The organism is Parasutterella muris (assembly GCF_009767915.1).
Taxonomy (GTDB): domain Bacteria; phylum Pseudomonadota; class Gammaproteobacteria; order Burkholderiales; family Burkholderiaceae_F; genus Parasutterella; species Parasutterella muris.
This window is the reverse complement of record NZ_WSRP01000012.1, coordinates 43,995-69,001: the sequence shown is the minus strand read 5'-3', so window position 1 is coordinate 69,001 and position 25,007 is coordinate 43,995. Positions and strand designations below refer to the sequence as shown.

The 25,007-nt window shown below is 47.7% G+C and carries 20 protein-coding genes; 12 read left to right on the top strand and 8 right to left on the bottom strand.

Translation table 11 applies throughout. From position 1 onward, the window contains the following. The first annotated feature begins 77 nt into the window (after nt 1-77). From E5987_RS05175 to nrfD, 6 genes are all read left to right on the top strand, one after another. Nucleotides 78-2,474: a DMSO/selenate family reductase complex A subunit gene (locus E5987_RS05175; RefSeq protein WP_160335032.1), complete on the top strand. Its 2,397-nt coding sequence runs from the start codon at nt 78-80 to the stop codon at nt 2,472-2,474. 10 nt (nt 2,475-2,484) lie between these two features. Next, entirely contained in the window at nt 2,485-3,090 is a 606-nt protein-coding gene (locus E5987_RS05170) for a DMSO/selenate family reductase complex B subunit (protein ID WP_160335031.1), read from the top strand. 90 nt (nt 3,091-3,180) lie between these two features. Further along, nucleotides 3,181-3,852, top strand: a complete 672-nt coding sequence (locus tag E5987_RS05165; RefSeq protein WP_160335030.1) for a MarC family protein — start codon at nt 3,181-3,183, stop codon at nt 3,850-3,852. 542 nt (nt 3,853-4,394) lie between these two features. After that, nucleotides 4,395-7,541, top strand: coding sequence for a formate dehydrogenase-N subunit alpha (gene fdnG / locus E5987_RS05160; RefSeq protein ID WP_160335029.1), 3,147 nt, complete (start codon nt 4,395-4,397; stop codon nt 7,539-7,541). A 2-nt stretch (nt 7,542-7,543) separates the two neighbouring features. Further along, a complete protein-coding gene (locus tag E5987_RS05155) occupies nt 7,544-8,473 on the top strand; it encodes a 4Fe-4S dicluster domain-containing protein (protein WP_160335028.1) in 930 nt (309 codons plus the stop codon). A gap of 10 nt (nt 8,474-8,483) precedes the next feature. Then, entirely contained in the window at nt 8,484-9,383 is a 900-nt protein-coding gene (gene nrfD / locus E5987_RS05150) for an NrfD/PsrC family molybdoenzyme membrane anchor subunit (protein WP_160335027.1), read from the top strand. Between the two features lie 66 nt (nt 9,384-9,449). Here nrfD and E5987_RS05145 read toward each other — a convergent pair whose 3' ends face one another. Continuing rightward, on the bottom strand, nt 9,450-10,943 hold the full coding sequence (locus E5987_RS05145) for a DegQ family serine endoprotease (protein WP_160335026.1): 1,494 nt from the start codon (nt 10,941-10,943) through the stop codon (nt 9,450-9,452). 315 nt (nt 10,944-11,258) lie between these two features. On the opposite strand from E5987_RS05145, the gene E5987_RS05140 reads away from it, so the two are divergent. From E5987_RS05140 to E5987_RS05130, 3 genes are all read left to right on the top strand, one after another. Continuing rightward, nucleotides 11,259-12,230, top strand: coding sequence for an AEC family transporter (locus E5987_RS05140; RefSeq protein ID WP_160335025.1), 972 nt, complete (start codon nt 11,259-11,261; stop codon nt 12,228-12,230). A gap of 106 nt (nt 12,231-12,336) precedes the next feature. Then, nucleotides 12,337-12,744 carry a Fur family transcriptional regulator gene (locus E5987_RS05135; RefSeq protein WP_160335024.1) on the top strand — a complete coding sequence of 136 codons (408 nt, stop codon included), beginning with the start codon at nt 12,337-12,339 and terminating at the stop codon, nt 12,742-12,744. Between the two features lie 28 nt (nt 12,745-12,772). After that, complete coding sequence (locus tag E5987_RS05130) at nt 12,773-13,336, top strand: 6-pyruvoyl trahydropterin synthase family protein (RefSeq protein WP_160335023.1); 564 nt, start codon at nt 12,773-12,775, stop codon at nt 13,334-13,336. A gap of 104 nt (nt 13,337-13,440) precedes the next feature. Here E5987_RS05130 and E5987_RS05125 read toward each other — a convergent pair whose 3' ends face one another. Next, a complete protein-coding gene (locus tag E5987_RS05125; RefSeq protein ID WP_160335022.1) occupies nt 13,441-14,412 on the bottom strand; it encodes a DMT family transporter in 972 nt (323 codons plus the stop codon). Between the two features lie 184 nt (nt 14,413-14,596). Here E5987_RS05125 and E5987_RS05120 point away from each other — a divergent pair, with 184 nt between their 5' ends. Next, nucleotides 14,597-15,577 (top strand): LysR family transcriptional regulator, encoded by a 981-nt coding sequence (locus tag E5987_RS05120; RefSeq protein ID WP_160335021.1) that lies wholly within the window; start codon nt 14,597-14,599, stop codon nt 15,575-15,577. 51 nt (nt 15,578-15,628) lie between these two features. Here E5987_RS05120 and E5987_RS05115 read toward each other — a convergent pair whose 3' ends face one another. The 5 genes from E5987_RS05115 to E5987_RS05095 form a co-directional block, all read right to left on the bottom strand. Then, the gene (locus E5987_RS05115; protein ID WP_160335020.1) at nt 15,629-16,945 is read right to left on the bottom strand and encodes an anaerobic C4-dicarboxylate transporter family protein; all 1,317 of its coding nucleotides are present in this window, start codon (nt 16,943-16,945) and stop codon (nt 15,629-15,631) included. Between the two features lie 303 nt (nt 16,946-17,248). After that, nucleotides 17,249-18,214, bottom strand: a complete 966-nt coding sequence (locus E5987_RS05110) for a LysR family transcriptional regulator (RefSeq protein ID WP_160335019.1) — start codon at nt 18,212-18,214, stop codon at nt 17,249-17,251. 36 nt (nt 18,215-18,250) lie between these two features. After that, the gene (locus E5987_RS05105; RefSeq protein ID WP_160335018.1) at nt 18,251-19,150 is read right to left on the bottom strand and encodes a DMT family transporter; all 900 of its coding nucleotides are present in this window, start codon (nt 19,148-19,150) and stop codon (nt 18,251-18,253) included. After that, a complete protein-coding gene (locus tag E5987_RS05100) occupies nt 19,147-20,160 on the bottom strand; it encodes a lyase family protein (protein WP_160335017.1) in 1,014 nt (337 codons plus the stop codon). Before E5987_RS05100 ends, E5987_RS05105 begins: the two co-directional genes overlap by 4 nt. 14 nt (nt 20,161-20,174) lie before the next feature. Further along, nucleotides 20,175-21,608 carry a lyase family protein gene (locus E5987_RS05095; RefSeq protein ID WP_160335016.1) on the bottom strand — a complete coding sequence of 478 codons (1,434 nt, stop codon included), beginning with the start codon at nt 21,606-21,608 and terminating at the stop codon, nt 20,175-20,177. A 176-nt stretch (nt 21,609-21,784) separates the two neighbouring features. Between E5987_RS05095 and E5987_RS05090 the strand changes: the two genes are divergently transcribed. Beyond that, nucleotides 21,785-22,600, top strand: coding sequence for an alpha/beta hydrolase (locus E5987_RS05090; protein WP_160335015.1), 816 nt, complete (start codon nt 21,785-21,787; stop codon nt 22,598-22,600). Beyond that, entirely contained in the window at nt 22,597-23,562 is a 966-nt protein-coding gene (locus E5987_RS05085; RefSeq protein WP_160335014.1) for a LysR family transcriptional regulator, read from the top strand. The genes E5987_RS05090 and E5987_RS05085 overlap by 4 nt, the downstream gene beginning before the upstream one ends. A 341-nt stretch (nt 23,563-23,903) precedes the next feature. Here the strand turns inward: E5987_RS05085 and E5987_RS05080 are convergent, their stop codons facing one another. Further along, entirely contained in the window at nt 23,904-24,866 is a 963-nt protein-coding gene (locus E5987_RS05080) for an agmatinase (RefSeq protein ID WP_160335013.1), read from the bottom strand. Nucleotides 24,867-25,007 lie beyond the last annotated feature (141 nt).

Below are 25,007 nucleotides of genomic sequence, written 5' to 3'. Positions count from 1 at the left end.
TTTCATTAGTGTAGATATCTGTTCTTCAACTTTCATTGTTGACTCCCTAAGTAGTCAACTTTTTTCAGGACAAGACAATGTCAGATTTTCTCTCTTCTACTCTTGGACGCAGGAATTTCCTGCGACTTTCTGCATATGCCTCCGCAACATTCGGCTTTTCACTCAGCCCGATCTCTCACGCTGTCGCCCAGGCAGTCAAAGAGATTGAACCGTTCGTGTGGAACGCCTGCGTGATTAACTGCGGACAGCGCTGCTCTCAGCGCTGCTTCCTTAAAGACGGTCAGGTTATTCGTGTTGAAACGGATAACACAGCAGGCGACTCCTGCGACCATCGTCAAATTCGTGCCTGCCTGAGAGGCCGCTCTCTTCGCCAGCGTCTCTATTCTCCTGACCGTCTCAAGTATCCGATGAAACGTGTTGGTGAACGCGGTGAAGGAAAATTCGAACGCATCACTTGGGATGAAGCCATTAAAACCGTTGCTCAAAACCTTAAAAATACGGTTGAGAAGTACGGTAATGAGTCGCTTTATTGGCAGTATTGCTCCGGTCAGCAGTCCTTGGTGAACTCTCGCCGCGCTTGGTGGCGTCTGCTGAATCTTATGGGCGGCTACCTTAAATACTACGGCTCGTACTCTACCGCTCAGATCGGAGCGGCTTTCCCTTATACCTACGGCGCCAGACCAGCTTCCGATGTCGGTGAAATTGCAAATGCCAAACTCTATGTGACATTCGGCGGCAACAGCGCGGTTACCAGAGGCTCCGGCGGCGGAAAAGGCTATCAGCTTGAATGCGCCCTTGAACGCGGTAAACCCAAGAGCATTATGATCGACCCGATGTATAACGACACGGTCGCCGCAGGAATGGATCAGTGGATCCCGATCCGCCCGGGTACAGATGCGGCTCTGGTCGAAGCTATCGCCTATGAGCTGATTAATAACGGCTGGGTTGATCAGGACTTCCTGGATAAATACTGCATCGGCTACGATGAAAAAACTCTGCCGGCAGATGCGAAGAAGGGAAGCGACTATAAGAGCCATATCCTCGGCAAAGGACCCGACGGCATCGCTAAGACTCCTGAATGGGCTTCAAAGATTACCGGTATTCCTGTTAATACGATTAAATCTCTGGCTAAAGAAATGGGCACAACAAAGCCGTGCTTTGTTTCTCAGGGCTGGGGTCCGCAGCGTCAAGCAAACGGTGAGCAGACAAGCCGCGCGATCGCAATGCTCCCGATCCTTTTGGGCCAGATTGGTCTTTCGGGTACAAACTGCGGTGACGCTGAAGCCAATTACACGCTTCCGGCCGTTTATCTCCCGACAGGCAAGAATCCCGTTAAGGCAACGATTCCGGTGTTTATGTGGACGGATGCGATTGTCCGCGGAAAAGATATGACGGATCTCACCGACGGTATGAGAGGCGTCAAGAAGCTCGATCACAACATCAAGATGATTGTGAACTCGGGCGGCAACACCATGATCAATCAGCATGCAGACTCCAATGCAACCGATAAGATTCTGAAAGATACTTCGAAGTGCGAATTTATTGTCGTCTGCGATAACATGATGACGCCGTCCTGCCGTTACGCCGATATCCTGCTTCCGGACGTTATGGGTCCTGAAACAAACGATATCGCCTGCGGAGGAAGCTCTAACGGCGCAACAAGTTCGATTCTTCCGATGCATAAGGCCGTTGAGCCTCAGTGGGATCAGAAGACTTCTTATGAAATCTGCCGACTGATCGCCAAAGAACTTGGTAAAGAAGAGGAATTCACTGAAGGTAGAACTCAGGATCAGTGGCTCGAATGGTGCTACAACGAAACTCGTAAGAAAGTTCCGCAGCTTCCTGAATGGGAAGTCTTCTGGAAGGAAGGTCCTCAGCAGGTCTACGATTGGAAGAAGAATACTGTCGGTCTGTCTGCCTTTAGAAAAGATCCTCAGGCAAATCCGCTTAAAACACCTTCCGGTAAGATCGAAATCTACTCGGATCGTCTCAATAAGATTGCCGAAACCTGGAAACTTCCCGAGGGCGACGTGATTTCTGCAATCCCGAAATATTGCGCGACATGGGAACAGGCCGGTGACCCGCTGACGAAGAAATATCCGCTTCAGTGCTACGGCTTCCACCACCACGGCAGAATTCATTCAACTTTCCATAATCTTCCCTGGCTCCGTGAACAGCATCCAGATGTGCTCTTCATGAATCCGCTTGATGCTCAGGCCCGCGGCCTTAAGAACGGTGACATGGTGCTGGTATTCAATGACCGAGGCACGCTTGAAATGCCGGTTAAGGTCACAAGCCGCATCATGCCGGGCGTTGTGACACTGCCTCAGGGTGCGTGGTATACGCCGAAGCAGGTTGGAGGAAAGTCGGTTGACGTTGGCCGCAACATCAATACGCTGACCTCACTGAGACCGAGCCCGCTTGCTAAGGGCAATCCTCAGCACACCAACCTTGTTGAAGTAAGAAAAGCTTAGGAGAATGAAGATGAGTCAGCTTGGATTTTTTGTGGATGTATCTAAATGCTCCGGCTGTAAGACCTGCGCCGTGGCTTGTAAAGACGCACATAACCTGCCTGTTGGTCTGAACTTTAGAAAGGTCAGAGAGTATGCAGGCGGAAACTGGAAAAAAGACGCGAACGGCGCATGGGAGCAGGATGTATTTGCTTACTATGTGAGTACCGCATGCAACCAGTGTACCGACCCGGCTTGTGTCAAGGTATGCCCGACTAAGGCGCACCAAAAGCGCGCTGCGGACGGTCTGGTCCTTATCGAGGCAGCAAAATGCATCGGCTGCGGAATGTGCGCTCAGGCGTGCCCGTACCATGCTCCGGTACTTGATGTCGATGCTAAGAAAATGCGTAAGTGCGATGCCTGTGTGGATCGTCTCCAAACAGGCCGTCAGCCGATTTGCGTAGAAAGCTGTCCTAACCGAGCCATCGAATTCGGTGATATCGAAGTGCTGAGAAAGAAATACGGTGCGCTTGCGGATGTTGCTCCGCTGCCGTCTTCTGCGGCAACCAAGCCTAACTTGGTCCTTCTGGTCCCGAAACAGGCTAAACCGGCAGGTGATACGACCGGCGTTGAATACTAAAGAAATGTAAACGAAGAGACGGCAGACCCTGGGGTCTGCCGTCTCTTTCCATTAGAATCTGCTGTTGATCAGTCGAAAGGTTCGCATTTCATGCTCACTTCATTTTTTAATACGTTTCTTTACGTCTTTACCTCACTGGTAACAGTGGTTAATCCGCTTGGAGCGGCTTTTTTCTTTCTTACGATGACAGGAAGAGCTACTCGACAGGAGAGAGCGGAACTTTCTAATCGCGTCGCCTTGTATTTCTTTGTGATGGCGATGTGCTCTCTTTATATCGGGCAGTTTATTCTGAGCTTCTTCGGGATTTCTATCGGCGTTCTCCGCGTCGCGGGCGGTCTTGTGCTGTTTTCTGCAGGCTGGCTGACTCTTAACAGCAGTTCTTCAAGTTCGGAAGCAGACGGCGAAAAGGCTCAGAGCAGTATGGATAAAAAATCTCATTCAGACTTGATGAAACTCGCGTTCTATCCTTTTACTCTTCCTCTGACGCTCGGCCCCGGTGCAATCGCCGTAACAACAGCGATCGGAACATCTATGACGTTCTCTGTCCCGAATGTTTTAAGTACAAGTTTGGCTGCACTTGCGAACGCGCTGCTGGTTTGGCTGTGTTTTAAATATGCGGACCGAATCACAACGGTTATTGGTCAGACCGGTACGGAAGCGATCTCCAGAATTTTTGCTTTTATATTGATCTGTATCGGTGTTCAGGTATTTTGGTCCGGCTTCTCGGAGCTGTGGCTGCACTTAATGGCAACCGCGAAATAGGAAATGGGATTCCCGGCCGTAACCGGCCGGTTTATTTTTTCTTCTTAAAGAAACGAGAATAAAAACTGACAAAAGCAATAATCAGCACGCCGATAATAATGAGCTCATTGCTGTACTGCGCTAATTCTTCTCTTAATAGTTCCATAACTACAGCTCCCTAGTAATCTATTCTAGTTCTATTCTGTTGCTGATTCATGCGGTTATTCCGCTGCTGACCTTTTTAAGCTAAGGAATGAGAAGGACGACAACGACGGAAAAAATCAAACAAATCGAACAAAATTAATTGTAATTAGAAGAAGAAAATTTACAATCTGCAAGGCAAGGGTTACTACCGTAGAGAGGACCGAAACAGAGGGAAATCCTTATGAAGGTTTTCGTGAGAGTGATATTTTAATAAAAAAGGGGTTGGTATAAGGATTCCCCTGCCTAACCGGAAATAACTGACTCCGCAGCCGCAAACCGTTCCTCCCGAATTAGGACAGGGAAATAATAATAGCCGTCACGGTGATCCACAATGGCTCTAATGACATTGGAGACACCCTATGACTACAATAAGCGACGTATACAGCCCGAGAACTAAATTCCGCTGCTCACGGCTCAGAGGCGCGAGAATAGGAAGCACGATCTGTCAGTATTGTGCTGTCGGCTGCTCACAGCTGGGCTTTTTTAAAGGCGATACACTCATAGACGTAGAAGGTGATCCGAGAAGTTCTGTCAATCAGGGTCGGCTGTGCCCAAAAGGGTCCTCTACATTTGCACTTAACGATAACCCCTATCGTAAGGTAAAACCAATGTATCGTGCACCCGGTACGGATAAATGGGAGGAAGTCTCCCTGGACTGGATACTGGACACGGTTGCAAAACGAATCTGGGATTCCCGCAAGCGCGGTTTTGTAGAGAAGGATGGGAAGACCGGAATCACGGTCAATAACTGCGCAAATATTGGTTTTATTGGCGGCAGCGCCAACGATAACGAAGAGTGCTATCTGTTTCGTAAGCTCTTTACCGGCGGACTCGGAATTCTTCCGGTGGAGAATTCCGCTCGGTACTGTCACTCGACCACGGTTGCGGCGCTGAGTCCGACGTTTGGCTTTGGCGCCTGCACAAACCCGCCGCGGGATCTGATGAATTCAGACTGCATTGTGATTATGGGCTCGAATATGGCAGAAGCCCATCCGGTGGCTTTCTACTGGCCGATGCAGGCAAAGAAGAAGGGAGCGGTCACGATCCATGTCGATCCGCGCTATACACGCACAAGCGCCGCCTGTGATCATCATGTTCACATCCGCCCGGGTACCGACATCGCGTTTTTGTCGGGAATCATCCGATATATCCTCAAAAATGAACTCTGGTTTAAAGAGTATGTGCTTGCCTTTACCAATGCTTCGACCATCATCAATCCGAAATTCCGATTTGATGACGTGACCGGCCTATTTAACGGTTGGGATCCGGAAAAAAGGTCCTATAGTGAAGAAGTCGATTCCTGGGATTACGTCTATGAAACAGGTCCCGACGGTAAACGGGGCGAACCTAAACGCGATCCGACACTGCAGGATCCGCACTGCGTGATGCAGCTGCTTCGTCGGCAGGTAGAAAAATACACTCCGGAAATGGTTGGAGAGATCTGCGGCTGCCGTGCATGTGATGTGGTCAAAGTCGCAGAGTTCATGGCAAGGAATTCCGGTCGGGATAAAACAACTGCTTTTTGTTATGCGACCGGATTTACTCAGCATTCGAGCGGAACGCAGATTATCAGAACCTGTGCGATCCTTCAGCTGCTGCTGGGCAATATAGGCCGTCCGGGCGGCGGAATCTTGGCCTTGAGAGGACACTCTAACGTTCAGGGCGCAACCGATATTCCAACGCTGTTCGGAGATCTGCCCAACTACATTCCGCTTCCTGAGATCGCTCCGCAAAACGCGACGCTGAAAGACTACTTGGAAAACGGACATGGTTTTTCCGGTGCGCGCGATAAGCAGGACGGCATGTGGAAACTCGAAACAGAGCGTGGATCCTGGAAGGCGCTTCCGAAGTACATGATCAGCCTTCTGAAGGCTTGGTACGGAGATGCGGCAACGTCAGATAACGAGTACGGTTATCAGTGGCTTCCGAAACTCGGCGGGAATCAGTCCCTGACAGTGACGATGGAAAGAGCTCTGAAGGGAGAAGTGGAAGGTCTGCTGGTATTCGGACAGAACCTTGCCGTAACAAATCCGAACGCAGGATGGAGCAGAGACGCGCTGCGAAGCTTAAAGTGGCTGGTTGTCTGCGATATGTTCGAAAACGAAACAGCTTCAGTGTGGTATGCAGATCCGACAGGCCCTGCGCCTAAAGACTGTCAGACGGAGGTGTTTTATCTTCCGACTTCTTCTCTGATGGAAAAGGACGGATCGGCCAATAATACTGAGCGGCTGATGCAGTGGCACGATCGAATCCGCGTCTCTCCGGGTGACTGCCGATCGGATGCCTGGTGGACTTACCAGCTGGGCAAGCGCCTAAAAGCGATGGCTGAATCTGAAGGACTGCCCAGAGATGAAGGTCTGCGCGCACTGACTTGGATGTACGATGACGCTCCCGGAGCGGTGAACGCTCAGGGGCTGCCCCGTATTGAAGGAGACTGCGATATAGATGCAGTTGCGCTGGAAATGAACGGGGTCGACCTTAAAACCGGGAAACCGATTCAGGGTTCAGGAGAACTGCGCGATGACGGATCCACTCTTTGCGGATGCCGACTTCTCTCCGGTTTTATTAATGAAGACGGTGAGAATCTGATGAAGCGTCGGGAGGCAGGAACTCCGGATCATGAAATTGATCTCTACTACCGCTATGCATGGCCGCTGAATTCCAGAGTGCTTTATAACCGATGCTCATCTGACTTGAACGGCAAACCTTGGTCTGAGCGTAAAAAGCTGGTTTGGTGGGATGAAGCTTCACAGAGCTGGGTCGGTTTTGATCATCCTCAGTTTGATGCCTCTGTCGCGCCCTCGGAGCAGGCGAACGCTTTTGGCGTGCATACGGACGGACGTGCATGGCTGTTTGTGCCTTACGGCATTAAAGAGGGCCCGTTCCCCGTTTACTACGAAACGAGTGAATCTCCGTATAAGAATCTGCTTTGGTCGACAGACCGTGTTCCGGATGTCCGAATCATCGAAGATAAATTGAATCCGATGGTCAGCCCGGGCGATCCGAATTATCCGACTGTCATGACAACGTATCACATGACAGAACATTGGCTAAGCGGAGCGATGACGCGTCATACCCCGTGGCTCGTGGCGCTTCAGCCCGCTAGTTTCATTGAAATCGCGCCGGAAGTTGCTGAGTCAATCGGTGTGACGACCGGCGGATACGTTTCCGTTAAGAGTCCTCGCACGGAAATTCAGGTTAGAGCCTTGGTGACGCCGCGTCTGAGGATCGGACGAATTAGCGGCAAGCCCGCAAGTATTGCGGGACGCTTCGTATGTTCCGGATATAAAGGCGTGATGTGCGATCCGATAACAAATGACTTAAGTCCTGCGGATATGGCTCCTGACGGACTGATTCCAAGCTCTAAGGGCTTTGTTGTGAAGATCGATAAACCGGAAATGAGCAAGATCCGAAAGGCTGTACCGGAGCCTGTCGAGTATCCGGAGTCCATGACAAAACCGGTCCCGGACACCCCGTGGGCCGCTCAGCCTGAAGGGAGGAACTAATCATGAAGATTGACGGCAAGAATATTTTTGACGTAGTGAAAAAAGGTTATCCCGAAGGCGAGCCTAAGAAAAACCATAAAGTTGATCCGTGTTATGCGCTTTTTGATCGGGAAGACCCTCTGCCGCGTCTTCAGGAACTCGCATTCTTTACCGATACATCAATCTGTACCGGCTGCAAATCCTGCGAGGTTGCCTGCAAACAGTGGAACCAGCTGAAAAATGACCCGATTCATTGGTCTGGTCAGAGTTATGACAACACCGGAGATTTGTCCGCAAACAATTGGCGTCATGTTAAGTTTATCGAACGCTTTTCTGAGCACAATGAGGTGGATCGTCCTGCGCCAAAGACGATAGACGCGCTTTTGAACGAACCAAAAGAAGGTCATTGGCTCTTTATGAGCGATCAATGCAAACACTGCCGTACGTCCCCGTGTCATGAAGCTTGTCCGACCGGAGCGATCGTTCGAAATGAATTTGGCGGAATTTACTATCAGACGGATATCTGTATGGGCTGCGGCATGTGCGTTGCGGCCTGCCCCTTCGGAGTTCCGGAAATCAGCAGTGAGAGCGGGCACTCTATGAAGTGCGCCGAATGTTATGACAGACTGCGTGACGGTTTGGATCCGGCCTGTAAAGAGGCTTGCCCGACCGGGGCAATTGACTTTGGACCGAGAGAATACATGGCGACTCTTGCGGAAGAACGCCTGAATTATCTCGTTAAGCATGGTCATCCGGAGGCGCGTTTGTACGGAAAGGATCAATTCCCGCAGTATGACAGTCTGAACTCTTTCTATTTACTGATGGATAAGCCGGAGGTGTATGGTCTCCCGGAGTCTCCTCAGACGCCGAGCCATTACATGGCAGGTGATTATTTAAGAGGAATCGCGACGCTTGTGCTTTGTCTTGCGGCTATCGCGGCAAGTTTGATCTAAGGAGGCCGCAATGAATACAAATTTAAAACCTTGGGCTAGCAACTATCCGTCTCCGTATGAGGGGCATGACCTGACGCATCGTCCGGACTGGGCAAATATTATTGTTTGGGACGCGTTCTTTAATAATCTCACGGCAGGTTTTATGGTGTTTACCACTGTGGCTTGGTTTCTTGGGGGTCACGTGTTCTCAAACCTTTTGCCTTTTGCGCTGACTCTGGCGCTCATTATTGTGCTGATTGACTTGGCGCTGCTGGTATTTGATTTAGGCGATCCGCCGAGATTTATTCACGCAATGCGTGTTCTGCACTTCAAATCGCCGCTTTCTGTCGGAGTATGGGGGCTTGCATGCTACTCAAGCTGCTTGGGCGCCGCTGTGGCGATTTACTGGCTGACCTATCTCTTTGGAAGCGGAGGTCCGGTGATACATATCTATGCCGGCGTTTTGATGAGGCTTTTCACTGTACTCGCTTTTATCGGAGCATTGGTGGTTATCTGCTATAAGGGCGTTGCGTTCAGCTGCACATCTCAGCCCGGAGTGAAGGACGCACGGTGGCTGACAAGTTTTATGGTATCCGACGCGCTTCTGATGGGATGCGGTTTGTATGCGGTGATGGCCTTTGCTTTAGGATCTTGGACTGTTTGGGCGCAGCTGCTTGTTCCCATGCTGATTCTTCTTTGCGCCAGATGCGTCGCGTTCGCACTGATGTATTTGGAGACTCGGGAGCGCGCAAAGCTTGTTTACCACTCTGAGACCGGTCTTTTGCTCGTGATGGTTTACCTCATTGGCGGACTTGGGGCCGCGGCCTTGGCATTTTTTGGACCTTCCTGCATGGCGATTTCCGGCGTTTTGGTACTTTTGACCGGAATTTTTGAAAGATACTGGCTGATCGGTCTGACTAAGAAAATTTAATTGTGAAAAGAAAAGCCCGCAGATTTAGATTTCTGCGGGCTTAACGGCTTTATTTAGGAGAAAAGATTATTTCTTTTCTTCTTTCTTTTCTTTGTCGTCAAGTTTGACAGCGACATAGATGCGGGAGCCTTCTCTGGCAACCTGCAGTGCGAGTGTGTCTTTCGCGTTTTCTACTGCCTTCTTAAACTGATCGAAGGAGCGGATTTTCTTTCCGCCAACGCTCAGGAGAACGTCGCCTTCTTTAATTCCGGCTTTTGCCGCTGCGCCTTCAGAGGAAACAACAAACAGGCCGTCGCCGAATTTCTTCTTCTCTTCGTCGCTGAGCGGACGAACGGAAACACCGAGGCGTCCTTTAGATTTTGCCTGCTGAGCTTCTGTCGGAACATCGGAGTCACTGGCAGAATCAAGTTTTACCTTCAGTGTCACTTCTTTACCGTCACGAAGCACTTTAACGGTGTGCTCGGTGCTCGGTTTTGCAGATGCGACAGAGCGGGACAGATCGGAAGCCTTCTCGATTTCCTTGTCATCGAAGAAAAGGATGATGTCGCCTTCTTCAATCTTGGCCTTATTAGCAGCGCTGTCCTTTGTGACTTCAGCTACAAGCGCGCCTTTTGCCTTCTCAAGACCGAAGCTCTTGGCAAGTTCCGGAGTCAGAGTCTGAATGACGACTCCGAGCTTGCCGCGATGAACCTTGCCGTCTTTAATCAGATCGTCCTTGATCTGGAGCGCCAGGTCGATCGGAATTGCGAAAGAAAGTCCCATGAAGCCGCCGGAAGTGGAGAAGATCTGGGAGTTGATACCGATCACTTCACCTTTCATATTGAAAAGCGGACCGCCGGAGTTGCCGGGGTTGACGGCCGCATCCGTCTGAATGAACGGAACAAACTGATCGCTCGGCAGGTTACGGCTTTTTGCGGAAACGATACCGCTGGTGACGGTATTTTCTAGGCCGAACGGAGCGCCGATAGCTGCAACCCACTCACCGACCTTAACCTTTTCAGAGCTGCCGAGTTTGGCGGCAGGAAGATCTTTGGCATCAATCTTGACGACAGCGATGTCGGTTTTTTCGTCAGAGCCGAGAACCTTGCCCTTGAATTCGCGGTTATCTGTCAGGTGTACCGTGATTTCGTCTGCACCGTCAATGACGTGATGGTTCGTCAGGATGATTCCGTCCGGGCTGATGATGAAGCCGGAGCCCTGGCCTTTGCGAGCCGGCATGTCAGGCATGGAACCGTGGGGGCCGCGGAAATCAAAATCCGGACCGAACGGGAAGCCGAAGCGGCGAAGCAGGTCAAGCTGGTCTTTGGGAATACCGCGGAAACGGTCCGAGCCGCCGCGGGAGGGCATAGATTTGGGTTTCTTGGAGACTTCGATGCTGACAACTGTCTTACCGTTTTCTTCAACAAGCTTTGTGAAGTCCGGCAGCTGAGACTGGATCTGCTGAGCAGCCGCAGGTGCGACAGGGCTGAGCGCGGAGTCGTTCTGAAGCAGTGCGCCGGCAGTAAAAGCCAGTGTTACGGCAGCAGCGGCAGCCGTCTTTTTTAATGAAAGTCGGATCATTGAATTAGTCCTTGGTTGATGATAATTAATTGAATGCAATCATTATTGGCCGGGATTAATATTTACTTAAATAAATTTAAGCGTTAATGAAAACCGTAAGAAATCTTTGCGATATTGACGGGAATTTATCTTTGTATACAAACTGAAACCTTGAGAAATAATTTAGTTCCTTCGGGATTTTTAAGAAGGCCGTCTTGATATTTTTCCCGATCAATACTGCCGAGTATCTTCGGAATTTTCTGATCTGCTGAATCTTTTATCGTATTAGTGAAGCGTAAGATCAAGGGATATTAAACAGATAAAACCTCATCCCAAATGGACACGACGCTTCTTGCTCAGTTTGCACTTCAGCTTGAGAAGAGTTCGCCTCTTTTCCTGATGATTTTTCTCGGTTATGCCTTGTCTCGCTGGTTCGGCTTTAATAAGACAGCGAGCAATGTCTTAGCTAAATTTGCGTTCAACATTGCTCTTCCGGCAATGCTCTTTCGACTTCTATCCAATATTTTTGTGCAGGAAGGGCATGCGGATTTACGGTTATTGATTGCATACTTTGGTGCTTGTTTTATTCTGTTTTTTGTCGGCCGTTTTATTGCTCGGAAGGTTCTGGGGATGTCAGCGGTCGGTTCAGCGATTTTCGGAACCGGGTGCGTGTTTTCCAATAACGGGCTTCTCGGTCTTCCTCTGGCGATTACCATGCTTGGCGAGCAGGTCACTCCGTCCATTTCAGCTGTTCTCTCCATGAACGCTATGATACTTTGGACATTGGTTTCGATTACGGTCGAGTTCGCGCTTCAAACCGGACATCTGACGTGGAGAAGTTTTTTCAGAACGGTTCTTTCCGTTTTTAAAAATCCGCTGATTATTTCTATTTTCTTGGGCGTTCTCTGGAGTCTTACCGGTTTGAAGATTCCGTATGTCATTGACGAGCCGATTCGGCTGATCGGCAATTCGGCAACCGCGATGAGTTTGATTGTGGTGGGAATGGGCTTAGCCGAATACGGTTTAGGCCCGGGTATAAAGAAGAGCTTTGTATTGAGCGGAATTAAGCTTTTTCTTCATCCGCTGCTGATTTATACGCTAGCCGTTCTGATCGGGTTAGGGCCTGTAGAAACCACTTCAGTGGTGTTTTTAGGATGTCTTCCGATCGGCGTCAATGTGTACCTGATGTGCAGGCAGTTCCAAGCCGCAGAAGATGTTATTGCCAATGCCATGATTATCACGACCGTGGTGTCTTCTTTCACGGTGCCTTTAGCGGTAACGCTGCTGAGACACACAGGGATTTTCTAAAACTATTACAATCTGATACAAACGATAATTTATCCTAAATAACATATTGTCTCAAATAAGATAGAATTCAATTAACGAATTTTGATTCGAAGCAAGTGAGGTTTAGATGAGGAATACGATTCAAAGACAGCTTGTACTGGACGCGGTTCGGGAGTTAAAGGACCATCCGACGGCCGATGAGGTTTATCAGCATATTGCGAGTACTAACCCTTCTGTCAGTCGAGCGACGGTCTATCGCAATCTGAAGCAGCTTTCGGAGAGCGGAGAGATAAAGCTTCGGCGTATAAGCGGTTCTGCAGAGCGGTATGACCACATTCAGACCAATCACTACCATGCCCGGTGCATTAAGTGTGGCGCAATCTGTGATTTGGAGCTTCCTTATTTGGATCACTTGGAAGAATCGGTTCGTGACAACTCCGGTTTTAAGCTGTTTGGTCATGATCTGACGTTTTACGGCCTCTGCAAAGAGTGTGCCGCGAAAGCTGAAGAAAAAACCGAAGGCAAAAAACAATAACATCAATTCTTTTTTTTTGGGATTAAAAATGAGAAGTATCACCAGTTTTGACATTCAGTATGCTCACCGTTTCTATCGCTTCCAGGGAGAGGCGCAGTATCTGCACGGCCATACCGGTGTATTGACAATCGAAGTCGAGGATTCTGTTGAACCGGGTGTCAACATGGTTTTCCCCTGTAATGAGATTCAGAAAACTGCTTGGGCGGTTCTGAAGAACTTTGACCACGCTTTGATCCTGAGAGAGGATGATCCGCTTCTTCCAGCGATTCTCAATGTTTATGAAGAGCAGGGCATTCGCAACGGCGCTCCGACCAACACAATGAAAGGTGAAGCGATCAAGACTGATTTGATCACCTGCTATCCGGAATGCCGACTGGTGGTGACCAAAGAGACCATGACCGTTGAAGGCATGATTAAGATTGTTTACGACCTTCTCAAAGACAAGCTCAACATTGCCAAGATCACATTTACAAGCGGTGTTAATGCGGCGACACAGGAGTTTGCAACACACGGCTCTAAAGACCGCTGCCCGCTCTGCGGTATCATGCTTGACGAGCATGGCGCCTGCCCCAAGTGCGGATATCACAAGTAAGTTACTAGGGTAACAATAAGAAGAAGTCGGAAAACGAGACGCGTTTTCCGACAAACATTTCCCGGCGAATAGTGAGAGCTAAACGCCGGGTAATTTTTATGGACTTACAGCTCCGAGCGGTTAAGGTCGCTTATCTCATTTTTCTGAAGTGAGTTGAATAGCGTCAGCGCATAGACCACTCCGCTTACCAATAAAACCATTCCGACGAAAAGCGTGAGACTTGGTAATTCGCTTGCATAAACGCATCCCCACACTACGGAGAAGATCGTTTCAAAGACAAGCATGGGCCCAGCGATTGCGGTTGGGACTTTTTGGCACATAGCGTTCCAAAGTGCGGTGGCACCAAAGGAGCATACGATGCCGGCAAACAAGGACCATCCGATGAAATCAATCGGTTTAGGCCCTAAAAAACCTTCTAGATCTCCCGAGGCGCACCATAAAATTATGTAGGCTAAGATACCAAAAGGCAGGAGAAGAAAACACTGCATACTAGCAAAGAAGACCGGGCTGATCTGCGCGTGATCCAACAGCCAGTCGGCATTGCGAATGGGATACCATGTCCACATCGCTGTTGAGGCGCTGGCGAAAATTATTCCGATAAAAAAATTCGGATGCTCCTCGAAATTTGATATCGTTTGTATAAGTCCGTCAAAGTTTGAGAGGAATAGTCCGGCCAGCATCATGGCCAGCGGGATCGTTAGTCTTCTTACCGGAAGAAAGAGTTTGCCTTTTTTACGATCCCTTTCATTTGCAATCAAAGCGACAAGGACAGGGATAAGGCCAAAGAAAGTTGCGGCAAGTGCAACACCCGAGTAAAGAACTGCAGTGAACAAACACCATGGCTGAATAAGATTGCCTACTAAACTTAGCCAAAAGGCGCACTTCCAATCTGATCGAGTGACTTTAGCGAGATACTGCCGCTGCAGATATAAGCCAACGACTGCAGTGAGTCCCATAGCAACGGCCCTTGCGATTGAGATGTATGTAGTTGGATACTGAGGAAGCAAAAGCGGTAGTAGATAGGTAAAGCCCCACAGCACACAGGCGCTTAGTCCAAGACTGACCCCAAAAAGCATATTTTTCTCCTTTCGAAGGAGAAATTAGCGAAACGGTCTGAAGTGATGAAGCGATATATAAAACATTGATCGACCTTCATAAAATGGCCTTATTTTTATGTAATCAGCTTTGTTCCTCAAATAAATTTGAGGAAGTGATAACGTGAGGAATTTTTTGTCTATTTTTCCCTGTTAGGTTGAGATCATGGCTAAAGAGACTAATCTAGATATTCCCTCTCTCAGAATTTTTCTTGAGACTGCAAAGGACTGCAATATGACTCGCGCTGCTGACACTCTCGGAATCAGCCAGCCTGCGGTTTCTGCGGCAATAAAGAAAATTGAGAATAAGTTAGGCTCTGCTCTTTTCGATCGAGATAGACGTCCGATGCAGCTCACCACTGCTGGAAGGCTTCTTTGGAATAGAGCGTTTTTGATTTTGGAACAGTTAGATGATCTAGCTCGGTCAGTCCAAAATTCTATCGAAGGGAAAAAGCCTGATGTTAGGCTTGGTTTCTCTGATTGTATGGGAGCTTGTGTTAGTCCTTTGCTAATGAATGACCTTCTTGAGATCACGGAAAATTTATCCGGTAAGTGCGGATCAACGCCTTTTGTTTCCAGCCTGTTGAGACTAAAAAATATAGATATAGCTCTTTCTTCTGATCCTATGGAGGACTTGGATGAGACGCATGCTATTCATTTTTTAACAGAAAGGTTTCTATTTATTCTTCCCAAGCCTCTGGCGGAACGCAGGAAGATTTTGTGTACTCAAGATCTTATTTCTGCAGTCGGTAACTTGCCTTATCTGAGATTTGGAAAAGAGACGTTTGATTTTGTTCAGTCTGAACGGATTTATCGATCCTTGCATTTCATGGACACGAGAAGGATTGAGGTTGATACAAATTTTGCGATGATTAATCTGATTGCATTAGGAAAAGGTTGGTCGATTCTGCCGCCGCTTAGTATGTGGATGGCGAGGGAATATATTGACAAGGTTGAATTTATTAGACTTACTAATGAGGCGACACGCAGGTATTACGTCCTTTATAATGATCCTGTCTTCGAGATAATTTCCAGAAAGATTTATCGATTTATTTGCCGGATTTTTAAGAAAGAAATTCTTCCTGAGATGGAGAAAGTGTGTCCGGCGCTTCTTGAACATATTCAACTTCACGAGGGCTCAATTTAACGAAAAAACAGAGCCTGGTATAAACCAGGCTCAAGTAGTTATCTCAGAATGCTATGCAACGAGTGAAACGAGGCAGAATGCTGAGATAACAGCGATGACAACCATCAAAATTCCGGGAAGCTGGAATGAATGATTAATCACGTATTTTCCGATGTAAGTGGTTCCGGATCTATCCATACCAACAGCGGCAAGCGCAGGACCTGAGGTCGGAAGGATAAACAGGCAGTTAACAGCCGGGAACATTGCGATGAGGTACCAGGGGTTAATTCCGAGAGCAAAGCCAAGAGGCATGATGGCTCTGGTTGTAGCTCCCTGACTGGCCAGCAATGCAGACATACCGGCAAGGATGAAGGAAAAGAGCCAGGGGGCTGCTTGAGCGAGCTGGCCGGCAACAGACATAAAGACGTCCTTGTTAGCAGCAATGAAGGAGTCTGCCATCCAGGCGACGCCAAACACGCAGCCCAGAGATACGATACCGGCTTCAAGAACAGGGCTCTTAACGATCTTTTTAACGTCAGGCTTGCACAAAAGCATCATGATGGCGCCAGCGGCGAGCATAACTGATTCAATGACAAGTGACATCCCGACAGCTTTGGTCTGTCCTGGAAGAACTCGCAATTCTGGGAAGAAACCAGCTAGAACGATGACGATGATAGCGCCAAGGAAGATAAAGACAGAATAAGTTGCCTGAGGCGGAAGCTTGTGATTGGAGATCGGTTCAGGAGGTAATACGAGACCAGCCTTGAGGCGGGCCTGGTAGGCAGGATCGTTCTTCAGGTCTTTTCCGAAAAGCATGCAGATAGCAGAACCAACAACAACGCCGATCAAGCAGGCAGGGAAAGTGATCATAAGAATAGAGCCTAAGCCGATTTCACCGTGGCCATTCTGTGCAAAGAGGCCAATCATGGCTGCCATGGCCGCAGCAATCGGGCTTGCGGTAATACCGACCTGACCTGCAACGGCTGCGCCTGCCATCGCCTTCTCAGGGCGAACCCCCGCGTTATAGGAGACTTCGTAGATAACCGGAAGAATGGCGTAAACGGCATTTCCGGTACCAGCAAAGAACGTTAAGAAAAAGCTGACAACCGGAGCAATAATTCCAACCATTTTTGGTTTAGCCCGAATGACACGAGCAGCGATGCGGACCAAAATTTCAAGTCCGCCAACGGCTTCCATACAGGAAGCACACATGCAAACTGCCAAGATGATCAGCATAACGTCGATTGGAGGAGCTGTTGGGAAAACTCCGAAACCGACGGCGAGAACGATCAGGCCAAGTCCGCCCCAGAAGCCAAGCGCGAGACTGCCGTGTCGTACACCCATGAAAATCGCGGCAAACACGATTAGTAGTTCAATTAAAGTAATCATAGTAAGTTCGAAGTCGTCTTGGGTCCGGCTTCATCCTCCGTAGGTTGATTTGAGTGAGGGTTAAGGTCCGGTAAATTCGCTGAATAAAACGGAAGTACCGTACCTTTTAATCCTCGGTTTTTTAGGTTTAGACGGCATTAGGAATAAAAGAAAATAAGTCGTCCCTATAAAAATGCCTTATGTCTGTTTAAGCTGCCTTTTATGCATTGAAGGTTCAGACAGCACACCCAAGATATAGTGAGGGTCGCGAGGATTCAATCAACGTAACGGCATGTTTACGATAAGTTAAGAATATCTAATCTTCTAGCGTGAAGTGACAGAAAACAGTTTTTCTGCCGCGGTTTTGAGTTTGTTTTCTAAACTCGATTTACAGATGGCTGTAATTTCAGAGAGTTCCTCACTAAAGCTGTCCTGTTTTGCGATGAGAAAGAGCCGACGGTCAAAGCCTGGAGGAGGGAGCCTCTTTACACGAATACTTCTAAGTGGGTGATGTGCTGCGAAAAGTGTGGAAGGCCGCGTGATTGCCCAGCCATATCCTGCCTCAATCAGTCCTATCATCGCTTCGTCTGAATCAATTTCGCAGTGATTATCAAAAGAGAGTTTCATTCGGGAAAGAAAACTTCGGTTAAGCTTGCCTGCAGCACTAGTTTCTGAAGAAAAAATCAGAGGGATTTGTAACTTTTTTAACTCTTCCCACGTCCAATTGTCTTGATCCGGGACAGAGTTAGGGAAGACTAGAATAGAGGGTTCACGATATACCTCAATTCGACTGATGTTTTCGCAATCCGAGAAATCTGACGCAACTAAAGCGATGTCGAGTTCACCGTTTAAAAGCTGTTCAAGCAGGATCAGTGAGTTTCCCGTAGTCTGAGAGAACTTTGCCAGTTTTGGGCCCATTTTAATCACAATGTCGGGGATGACAAAGCGACAGGCGCTCTCAACGCATCCAAAGCGCAGTGCGATTGCGATGCGTCGGTTATGATAAATCTTATTCAGTGCACCGTTGATTCGCTTTGAAGCACTTAGGAGTTCATCTCTCAGAGCAAGTCCTTCAGGAGTAAGCGAAACAGGCCTCTTCTCTCTATTAATTAATTCAAATCCTAAATGCTTCTCCATCTTTTGGATCGACTTTGTTATTGTCGACTGTGAAGAGCCGAAGTACGCAGCAGTTCTTGTATAGCTTCGGAAGTGTGCAAGCGCAAGGAAAATATTCCAGTTCACTTCTGATGCGTAAAAGCTGTCAGTAAAAGAAGGATTACCTTTGGCCATAGAGACGTTGTCGGGAAAGTAAGATTTTCTCTTATCTTAAGCGACAGAGGGCTCTTTTTGTTCTGTTTTGTCAAAGAGAAGAAGGATGATGGCACAAAGGATTAGCATGACCCCGACTAGATTAGAGATGCTTAATTGCTCTTTTAGAAGGAAGATTCCCCAGCAGACTGCTCCGAGTGGTTCAGCCAGACAAAGAGTTGAGGCAGTATTTGAGCTTATAAGTCTTGCGCCTGCTGTTAGAAAAGCAAATGCCACTCCTCCGGTGAATACGCCAAGGCCGAGACAAACACCGAAACCTCTCCATGAACTGATAACCCATTCAGTCGGGTAAAGGAAAAGAACCGGACTTAAAGCGATTGCGATGATGGATAGGATCAGCATAACGCAAAAATCGGAGTCTATATTGAAATTTATCCGGCTGGAGTAGGTGATATAAGCGGCGTAAGTCAGACCGTCCAAGAGAAGAATTCCGATAAAGGTTAATCGGGACGAATCCAGATTAAAACCATTGATAAGTACTACTCCAGTGATTGCAGCCGTAGTTGCGGCAGCCCAAATAAACGACGGAGTGATCCGGAAGAAAATCCAGGCAAAAAGAGCCGCAAATATCGGAGCTGAACCAATCGAGATGACTGCTCCAGCAGCTACGCCGAGAAATTTCATGCCGCTGAAGAAGCAGAGTTGTCCAATAAGCAAAAAGAACGCGCAGATGAAAAGCGGCCTCCATGGGATACGAACTCCCCAGGCAGGGAGTTTGCCAAAGCAAAGACACCAAAGGAAAAGGAAAGCCGCTCCAATGATCATTCGCATCTCCGTGATAACAAATGGGGTCGCTTCTTCGGGAGCAAGGGCTTGCAGTGTCCCGCTGACGCTGAAGCAGACAGCGCTGATGAGAACAAGAAGGATCCCTTTTAGATACTGAGTCTGAGCGCTCATGAGATAACTCTATTTTTGGTGTTTGGGACGACTCCTACAAGGCACTTGTCTGTGAAACTTCTGATAGTTCTTCTCAGAAGGCGACTGCTTTCAATAAAATTCCGAAGTATGATGCCGCTGCTCGCAGCGCTTTCAAGCCAGCCTGACTTGATCGCCATAGACATTGATGCGTGATTTGCATCGACTTGGTCTGAGGTTGAATAAACCATTTCTGCCATAACAGGATTAAGTTTACCCGGCATAATGGAAGAACCAGGCGCTACTGCAGGGAGAATGATCTCTTTAAATCCTCCTCTTGGACCGGTGGCTCTCAATCTTAGGTCGCTTGCGAGCCGCCACAATTGAGTGGAAAGAGACTGCATCGAAGCGTGCACACAAAGAAGTGTGCAGGAATCATTAAGGTAATCACATTGATACGGGTCACAGTTCGCTCCATAGCTCTTGCTCGCCTGGCGGATCATTTGCATTGATTGACGAACGCCTGCAGCGTAAATATCAAATGTTTTACTCAGAGATGCAGTTTTTCCCGCCTCCATAAGATGTGACCGAATCGGGCCGTCAATTTTCTCAAAGCGTTTAGAGAGCATATTTAGCGTATCAGACATATGTTTCGTCTCTTCGAGAAGAAGATTCTGCAGATCGTCTACGCATAGTGCTCGCGCCTGCAAATCGATTTGAATGCTGAACTGGCGGATATATGCAGCTATTATTTTGAAAGTTTGTTCATGGGAACACTGAGCGCCAAAGGAGATGAAAATGTGCTCCAACAGTATCCGAGGGCTTTCTTCTCCGAGATTCCCAAACACATCTTCTGTGAGAGAAAGGAGTATCGCTTTTTCATTGGCCTTGGCATGTTCAAAAAGCTCGAGCTGCTGCTGTAGGAAAACAGGGTCAGTTGAAATGCTAGAGATCGAGGTCTCCAAGCATCTGAGCAGACGATGAAAGTACTCCGGATAATCTAACAGTTTTCTGGGTCCGATGTTCAATGAACTTTGGGTTGGAAGTTCCATTTTCTTTTCCCTTTTTACTTGATTTTTCTGAAATTGCCGTATTTTTGGAACATTGCTGTGAGTTCATGCCTATTAGTGAGCTTAAGCGGGTCAAAGAGTTCATCGGCAACTTCCGATGAAATTAATCCTTCTTTCAATGCCGCTTCTTTGCAGGAAATGCCTTCTTCCCAAGCTTTGTGAGCAATTTTGGTTCCGATCTCGTAACCAAAAAGTGCACTTACCATTGTTGCTAATGAAGTTGACATTTCAGCATTTTCTTTTGCATGTGATTCGTTAATCTTCAAAGTATCAATACAGTGGACGGAGAATAGGGCAAAAGCATTTTTCATTGACTCAAGAAGTTCCATCGCATTGACAAAACTTGCGCTGTCGTTGATTGCTTCATCTCCGTCGTTTTCATTAACGGTCAGTGTTGCAACTTGATCAAATGCGACGCTTCTTTGCATGAGTTCGATCATCAGTTCGGGAATAAAAGACGGCCGTCGACCTTCGTAGGGTTGAAGGAAGATTTCGTTAAATCCATGATCCGGACCAGAAGCGTAGACGCAGAGATCTTTAGCGATTCTGGCGGCAGCGCAGCATAAAGCTTTAAGCAGACCGGCAAGTACCATGGTCTCATCGCAATTTTGCATACTGTCAAAAACAGCGCTGTCTTCAATTACTTCTTTGTCCCACACAGGCCAATAAACTTGCCAGCCGAGAACAGAGGAAAGCTCCTTCATGACTGCCTCTCCATATCCGGGCATCTGTCCCATGCCGGTTCCGAGGACCGTTGCTCCGAGCGGTACAGAGCGGCAGCCTTCTCTAAAATCCTGAAGCCGAACACGAAGGCGCCAAATCATGTGCTGCCATCCCCCAAACACTTGACCGAAAGTGTTTGGGACGGCATCCTGAAGGCAGGTTCTTCCCAAGCGAACAGCATCTTTAAACTCTAGAGCTCGCCGTCCAAGGCTGTTTTCTAAAAGTTCTACGCTGTCGAGCACATCTCCGATCATTCGATAAAATACAATCGACTGCACAGTTGGATATACATCGTTTGAGGACTGACACATATTGACGTGGGTGTTGGGGTGAACAGTATCGTATCCCTTGTGGCCAGTTAGCAGCTCGTTGGCTCGGTTTGCAAGAACCTCATTGGCATTCATATTTGCACCGGTTCCGTGAGAACGCCATATGTTGATTGGGAATTGGTCAGCAAAATTTCCCCGGCGCATTTCTTCGCAAGCGTGGATAATTGCTTCTGCTTTTTCCTGAGAAAGAGCTCCAATTCGGTAGTTTGCCGCCGCGCAGGCCATTTTGATTTCGGCCAAGGCAGTCTGAATTTGTCGAAGTTCTCGGAAAGTGTGATCCGTGACGTTATGGTTTTCAGCACAGCGCAAGCTTTGAATTCCATAGTAAGCGTCATCAGGGAGATTCATTTCACCTAGCGCATCTTTTTCTATTCTCATTGTTCTCTCTTGGAATTTATTGATTTGTTGATCACTATATACTTCAAGAGAAAAATAATAATGAATAAAAAGCATAATAATAATTCTAAATTAGAATTATTATTAAAGAGAAATCTCCGATAATCGGGAATATGGAGGATTTATCCCCTGCTAAAACAATATTCTCGGGAGGTTTTATGGGCTTTCTTTCAGACGTTGTTGAAGCAATGTTCTTCAGAACGGATTCAATGCAGTACTGGCACGCTTCTCTGTATGGGTTGAGTGCTGTTCGCTGCGAAATCAGGAACACGGAGAGACTGAAGGAGCACGAAGCCATAGCCTATGAAGTTCTGCTTCCGAAGGGGTTAAGCAATTTTTCTGATGAAAGTCCTTTCGTATTTTTCTTCCATTCTGCTCAATTCAACATGAGCTACAACATGCAGCAAGTGGCTTTTCTTGCCGAAGGCGGCCTACCGGTCGTGATGTTTGACTATCGAGGAAGCGGCCGCAGCCAAGGTTTGCTGAGCCTGGAAGGGATGCTTCTGGATGCGGAATTAGTTTGGGAGAAGGTTTGCGGATGTTCTGTAAGAAAGAAAAAGGCCATACTTCTTGGTCAAGGAGTAGGCGCTGATGCATTGCTTCGCTTTTATAGCCGTCATGAACGAGACGTGGCTGCCGTAGTTTTAGAGTCGGTTTATGCGACGCAGCGCGGCTGGATTCGGGATCGTTATGGTCCGGTTATCGGAGATATCTGCGCGCGACTCTTGAAAGCTACGGATATACAGCCAATTGATATTATTTCCCAGGTTACCTGTCCGTTGATCGTTCTTCGTCCGGGGAAAGATGAGTTCATTCGGGATGGAGAAAAGCGCAGATTTGACGAGGCTCTGCCTAAAGGAGCTGAAATATGGTGCGTGAAGGGAAGCCGCTACCTAGGCATTTTTTCTGACAACGCTTCCCCTTATAGAGTAAAGCTATTTTCTTGGTTCAATCAGCATAAGTTGACGAGATGAAACAAAAGGATACCCATAAATTATCGCAGGATTCTCTTTTTTCTCGAGCTCTTAGCGTGTTTTTAGTTGCGATCGAGACACGAAAGTTTTCGGAGACGGCAAAAAGACTCGACGTCACTCAGTCATCGGTTTCTCAGACAATTGCTCTGTTGGAGTCGCGGTTGGGATTTTCCTTATTTGAAAGGGATACACGGCCGCTTCAGCCTACATCGGATGCGTTGGAACTGTATTCTTCCATAAAGCAAAGCGATGAAGATATTCGCCAAATGCTTCAGAGAATTCGGATGCGCAATTGGGTCAAACCAGCGATTCGTTTGGGAATGATTGAATCAGTCGGCAGTCTTGTCGCCCCTGAGGTCTGTCAGGAACTAAAGGACAAATTAGGAGTGGTTTCTCTGCTATCGGGACCAAGCGGCAGCCTCTTCAAATCTGTTTTGAATGGAGATGTGGATGTTGGAGTAATTGCCGGGGAAGAAAGCAACAAAGATGTAAAAAAGATTTTTCTTTATGAGGACCCTTGGTTCTTGATATTTCCCAAAGAATTCGAGGTTCCAGAGGACTTAAGCTGGCAGTCGATGTCAGTAATGGGGCTTCCTCTTATCTATCATTCCGCAGACACAGCTGATGGATCGATGATGCAGGATTTTATGCTGCAGCACAATCTTATGTACCCAAAGATATATGAAGCGCAGAGCAATTATTTTGTCTATGCGCTAGTTGCGAACCGACTGGGATGGTCTTTTACACATTTTTTTGGACTGTTGGGTTCGGAAAGAGGTATACGAGACATGAAGATTGCTGCACCTCCGACGGGCCTCCAAACACGTCGGCTATATTTAGTGGCCCGCAGGAATTATTCGGATGAACTACTTGATACTGTGAAGAGGACGCTGATTTCGTCCGTTGAAGAAGTAATTCAGCGTAGGCAAGAGGATCCTTCATTTTTAGTCCTTTTCAAATGAAACCTTTATCAGATTTTCGAAGGACCTTGGACGCCCTGTTTCAAAACGATCGGTCCGAGTTATCGTGCTCTTGTGAGTTTAGATACAGAAGAGATTTATTTTTGAGCGATCCCCGAAGTTTTTCATGGCAGTAAATTTTATTTACCCACGTATCTTTCCTTGTCTTTTCCACTCGTGATAAGGAGTCATTAGAGCTTAAAAAGAGTGCGGTCAAAACTTTTTTTAACTATCGCTTGGAGGCATTATTTCTTCGTTAAATAATAGAAAGATGGAGAGCGCTGGGACCGCTCTCCATCGATGGAAATTATGTCGTCTTAGCGACTTATAGGGGAATAATCAGATTATTTTTTTTGCTGGTGTTTGAGTTCGCCTCTCTTTTCTTTTTCCTTCGTTATGAATCCCATAAAAGCCAGCATTGTCATAGCGCCAAGGCGGGCGGTAATTCCAGACGGATCGTATTGGGGGGCAACTTCGACTAGGTCGAATGCGACAATATTGCCTTTTTTCGCGATGCCTTCAAGCACGTCAGTAACAAAATTGTAGTTTAAGCCTCCGGGAGAGGGGGAGCCTACGCCCGGTGCAGTGCTCATGTCGTAGCCGTCGATATCAATCGTCACAAAGTAGTTCTTTGATTCAGGAATCATCTTAATGACTTCCTCGGCACCAAGAGAAAGCGCTTTGCGAGAGGGAATGACGACAGAACCGTAGTCATAAGCAGCTTGGAAATCTTCTCTTGTATTGCTTCCGAGGCCTCTCATACCAATCTGGCACATTTTAGTAAAATGGGGCATCTCGGAGATCATTCTCATCGGAGAGCCGTTTGTCCACGTTCTTTTTCCGAAGTCAAGGTGAGCGTCAAACTGGACAACGCAGAGATCTTCGTACATATCCAAGGCCTGTGCAGTTGGGATCGTTACCGAGTGATCTCCTCCCATAAAGACCGGAAGAGTACCTTTGGAGATAATTTTGCGCGCCGCTTCGCGGACATTATCAAAGCTGGCGTGGAAGTCCATTGGATCCATATCAACGTCGCCGCCGTCGACTACTTTCACAGGAGCCTCAAGGTACTGAGTCAGTCTTTCGGGATCCCAGAAACCGGCATCGCCTCTGCCGTAGTGGCAGGAAACCTCGCGGATACGGCGTGGACCGAATTTGGTTCCGCTCAAGTAGGGTGCACCCATGTCGTAGGGAATCCCCATGACACAAACGTCTACATCATCAAGCTGGTCAAGATCGGTACAAATAGGGTACTTTGCGAAACTGGCAATACCGGTAATCGGCAGATTATGAATTTTCTTTGGCATTTCATGCTCCTTGGTTTGGCATGAAGCCAGAATAAGGAACTCTAAATAGGAGCACAATTAAAATTAATTTTTACTCGTGTAAGATTAGTCGTAAATAATAATAGGCCGCTGAAAAGTAAGCTCAGCGGCCTGTATACGAAT

Bases quoted from the DNA above. Each gene is read 5' to 3' on its own strand.
- E5987_RS05155 (WP_160335028.1), top strand. From the start codon at position 7,544: ATGAAGATTGACGGCAAGAATATTTTTGACGTAGTGAAAAAAGGTTAT.
- E5987_RS05140 (WP_160335025.1), top strand. From the start codon at position 11,259: ATGGACACGACGCTTCTTGCTCAGTTTGCACTTCAGCTTGAGAAGAGT.
- nrfD (WP_160335027.1), top strand. From the start codon at position 8,484: ATGAATACAAATTTAAAACCTTGGGCTAGCAACTATCCGTCTCCGTAT.
- E5987_RS05165 (WP_160335030.1), top strand. From the start codon at position 3,181: ATGCTCACTTCATTTTTTAATACGTTTCTTTACGTCTTTACCTCACTG.
- E5987_RS05115 (WP_160335020.1), bottom strand. From the start codon at position 16,945: ATGATTACTTTAATTGAACTACTAATCGTGTTTGCCGCGATTTTCATG.
- E5987_RS05080 (WP_160335013.1), bottom strand. From the start codon at position 24,866: ATGCCAAAGAAAATTCATAATCTGCCGATTACCGGTATTGCCAGTTTC.
- E5987_RS05130 (WP_160335023.1), top strand. From the start codon at position 12,773: ATGAGAAGTATCACCAGTTTTGACATTCAGTATGCTCACCGTTTCTAT.
- E5987_RS05100 (WP_160335017.1), bottom strand. From the start codon at position 20,160: ATGGAACTTCCAACCCAAAGTTCATTGAACATCGGACCCAGAAAACTG.
- E5987_RS05090 (WP_160335015.1), top strand. From the start codon at position 21,785: ATGGGCTTTCTTTCAGACGTTGTTGAAGCAATGTTCTTCAGAACGGAT.
- E5987_RS05105 (WP_160335018.1), bottom strand. From the start codon at position 19,150: ATGAGCGCTCAGACTCAGTATCTAAAAGGGATCCTTCTTGTTCTCATC.
- E5987_RS05120 (WP_160335021.1), top strand. From the start codon at position 14,597: ATGGCTAAAGAGACTAATCTAGATATTCCCTCTCTCAGAATTTTTCTT.
- E5987_RS05170 (WP_160335031.1), top strand. From the start codon at position 2,485: ATGAGTCAGCTTGGATTTTTTGTGGATGTATCTAAATGCTCCGGCTGT.
- E5987_RS05145 (WP_160335026.1), bottom strand. From the start codon at position 10,943: ATGATCCGACTTTCATTAAAAAAGACGGCTGCCGCTGCTGCCGTAACA.
- E5987_RS05110 (WP_160335019.1), bottom strand. From the start codon at position 18,214: ATGGCCAAAGGTAATCCTTCTTTTACTGACAGCTTTTACGCATCAGAA.
- E5987_RS05175 (WP_160335032.1), top strand. From the start codon at position 78: ATGTCAGATTTTCTCTCTTCTACTCTTGGACGCAGGAATTTCCTGCGA.
- E5987_RS05135 (WP_160335024.1), top strand. From the start codon at position 12,337: ATGAGGAATACGATTCAAAGACAGCTTGTACTGGACGCGGTTCGGGAG.
- E5987_RS05085 (WP_160335014.1), top strand. From the start codon at position 22,597: ATGAAACAAAAGGATACCCATAAATTATCGCAGGATTCTCTTTTTTCT.
- E5987_RS05125 (WP_160335022.1), bottom strand. From the start codon at position 14,412: ATGCTTTTTGGGGTCAGTCTTGGACTAAGCGCCTGTGTGCTGTGGGGC.
- fdnG (WP_160335029.1), top strand. From the start codon at position 4,395: ATGACTACAATAAGCGACGTATACAGCCCGAGAACTAAATTCCGCTGC.
- E5987_RS05095 (WP_160335016.1), bottom strand. From the start codon at position 21,608: ATGAGAATAGAAAAAGATGCGCTAGGTGAAATGAATCTCCCTGATGAC.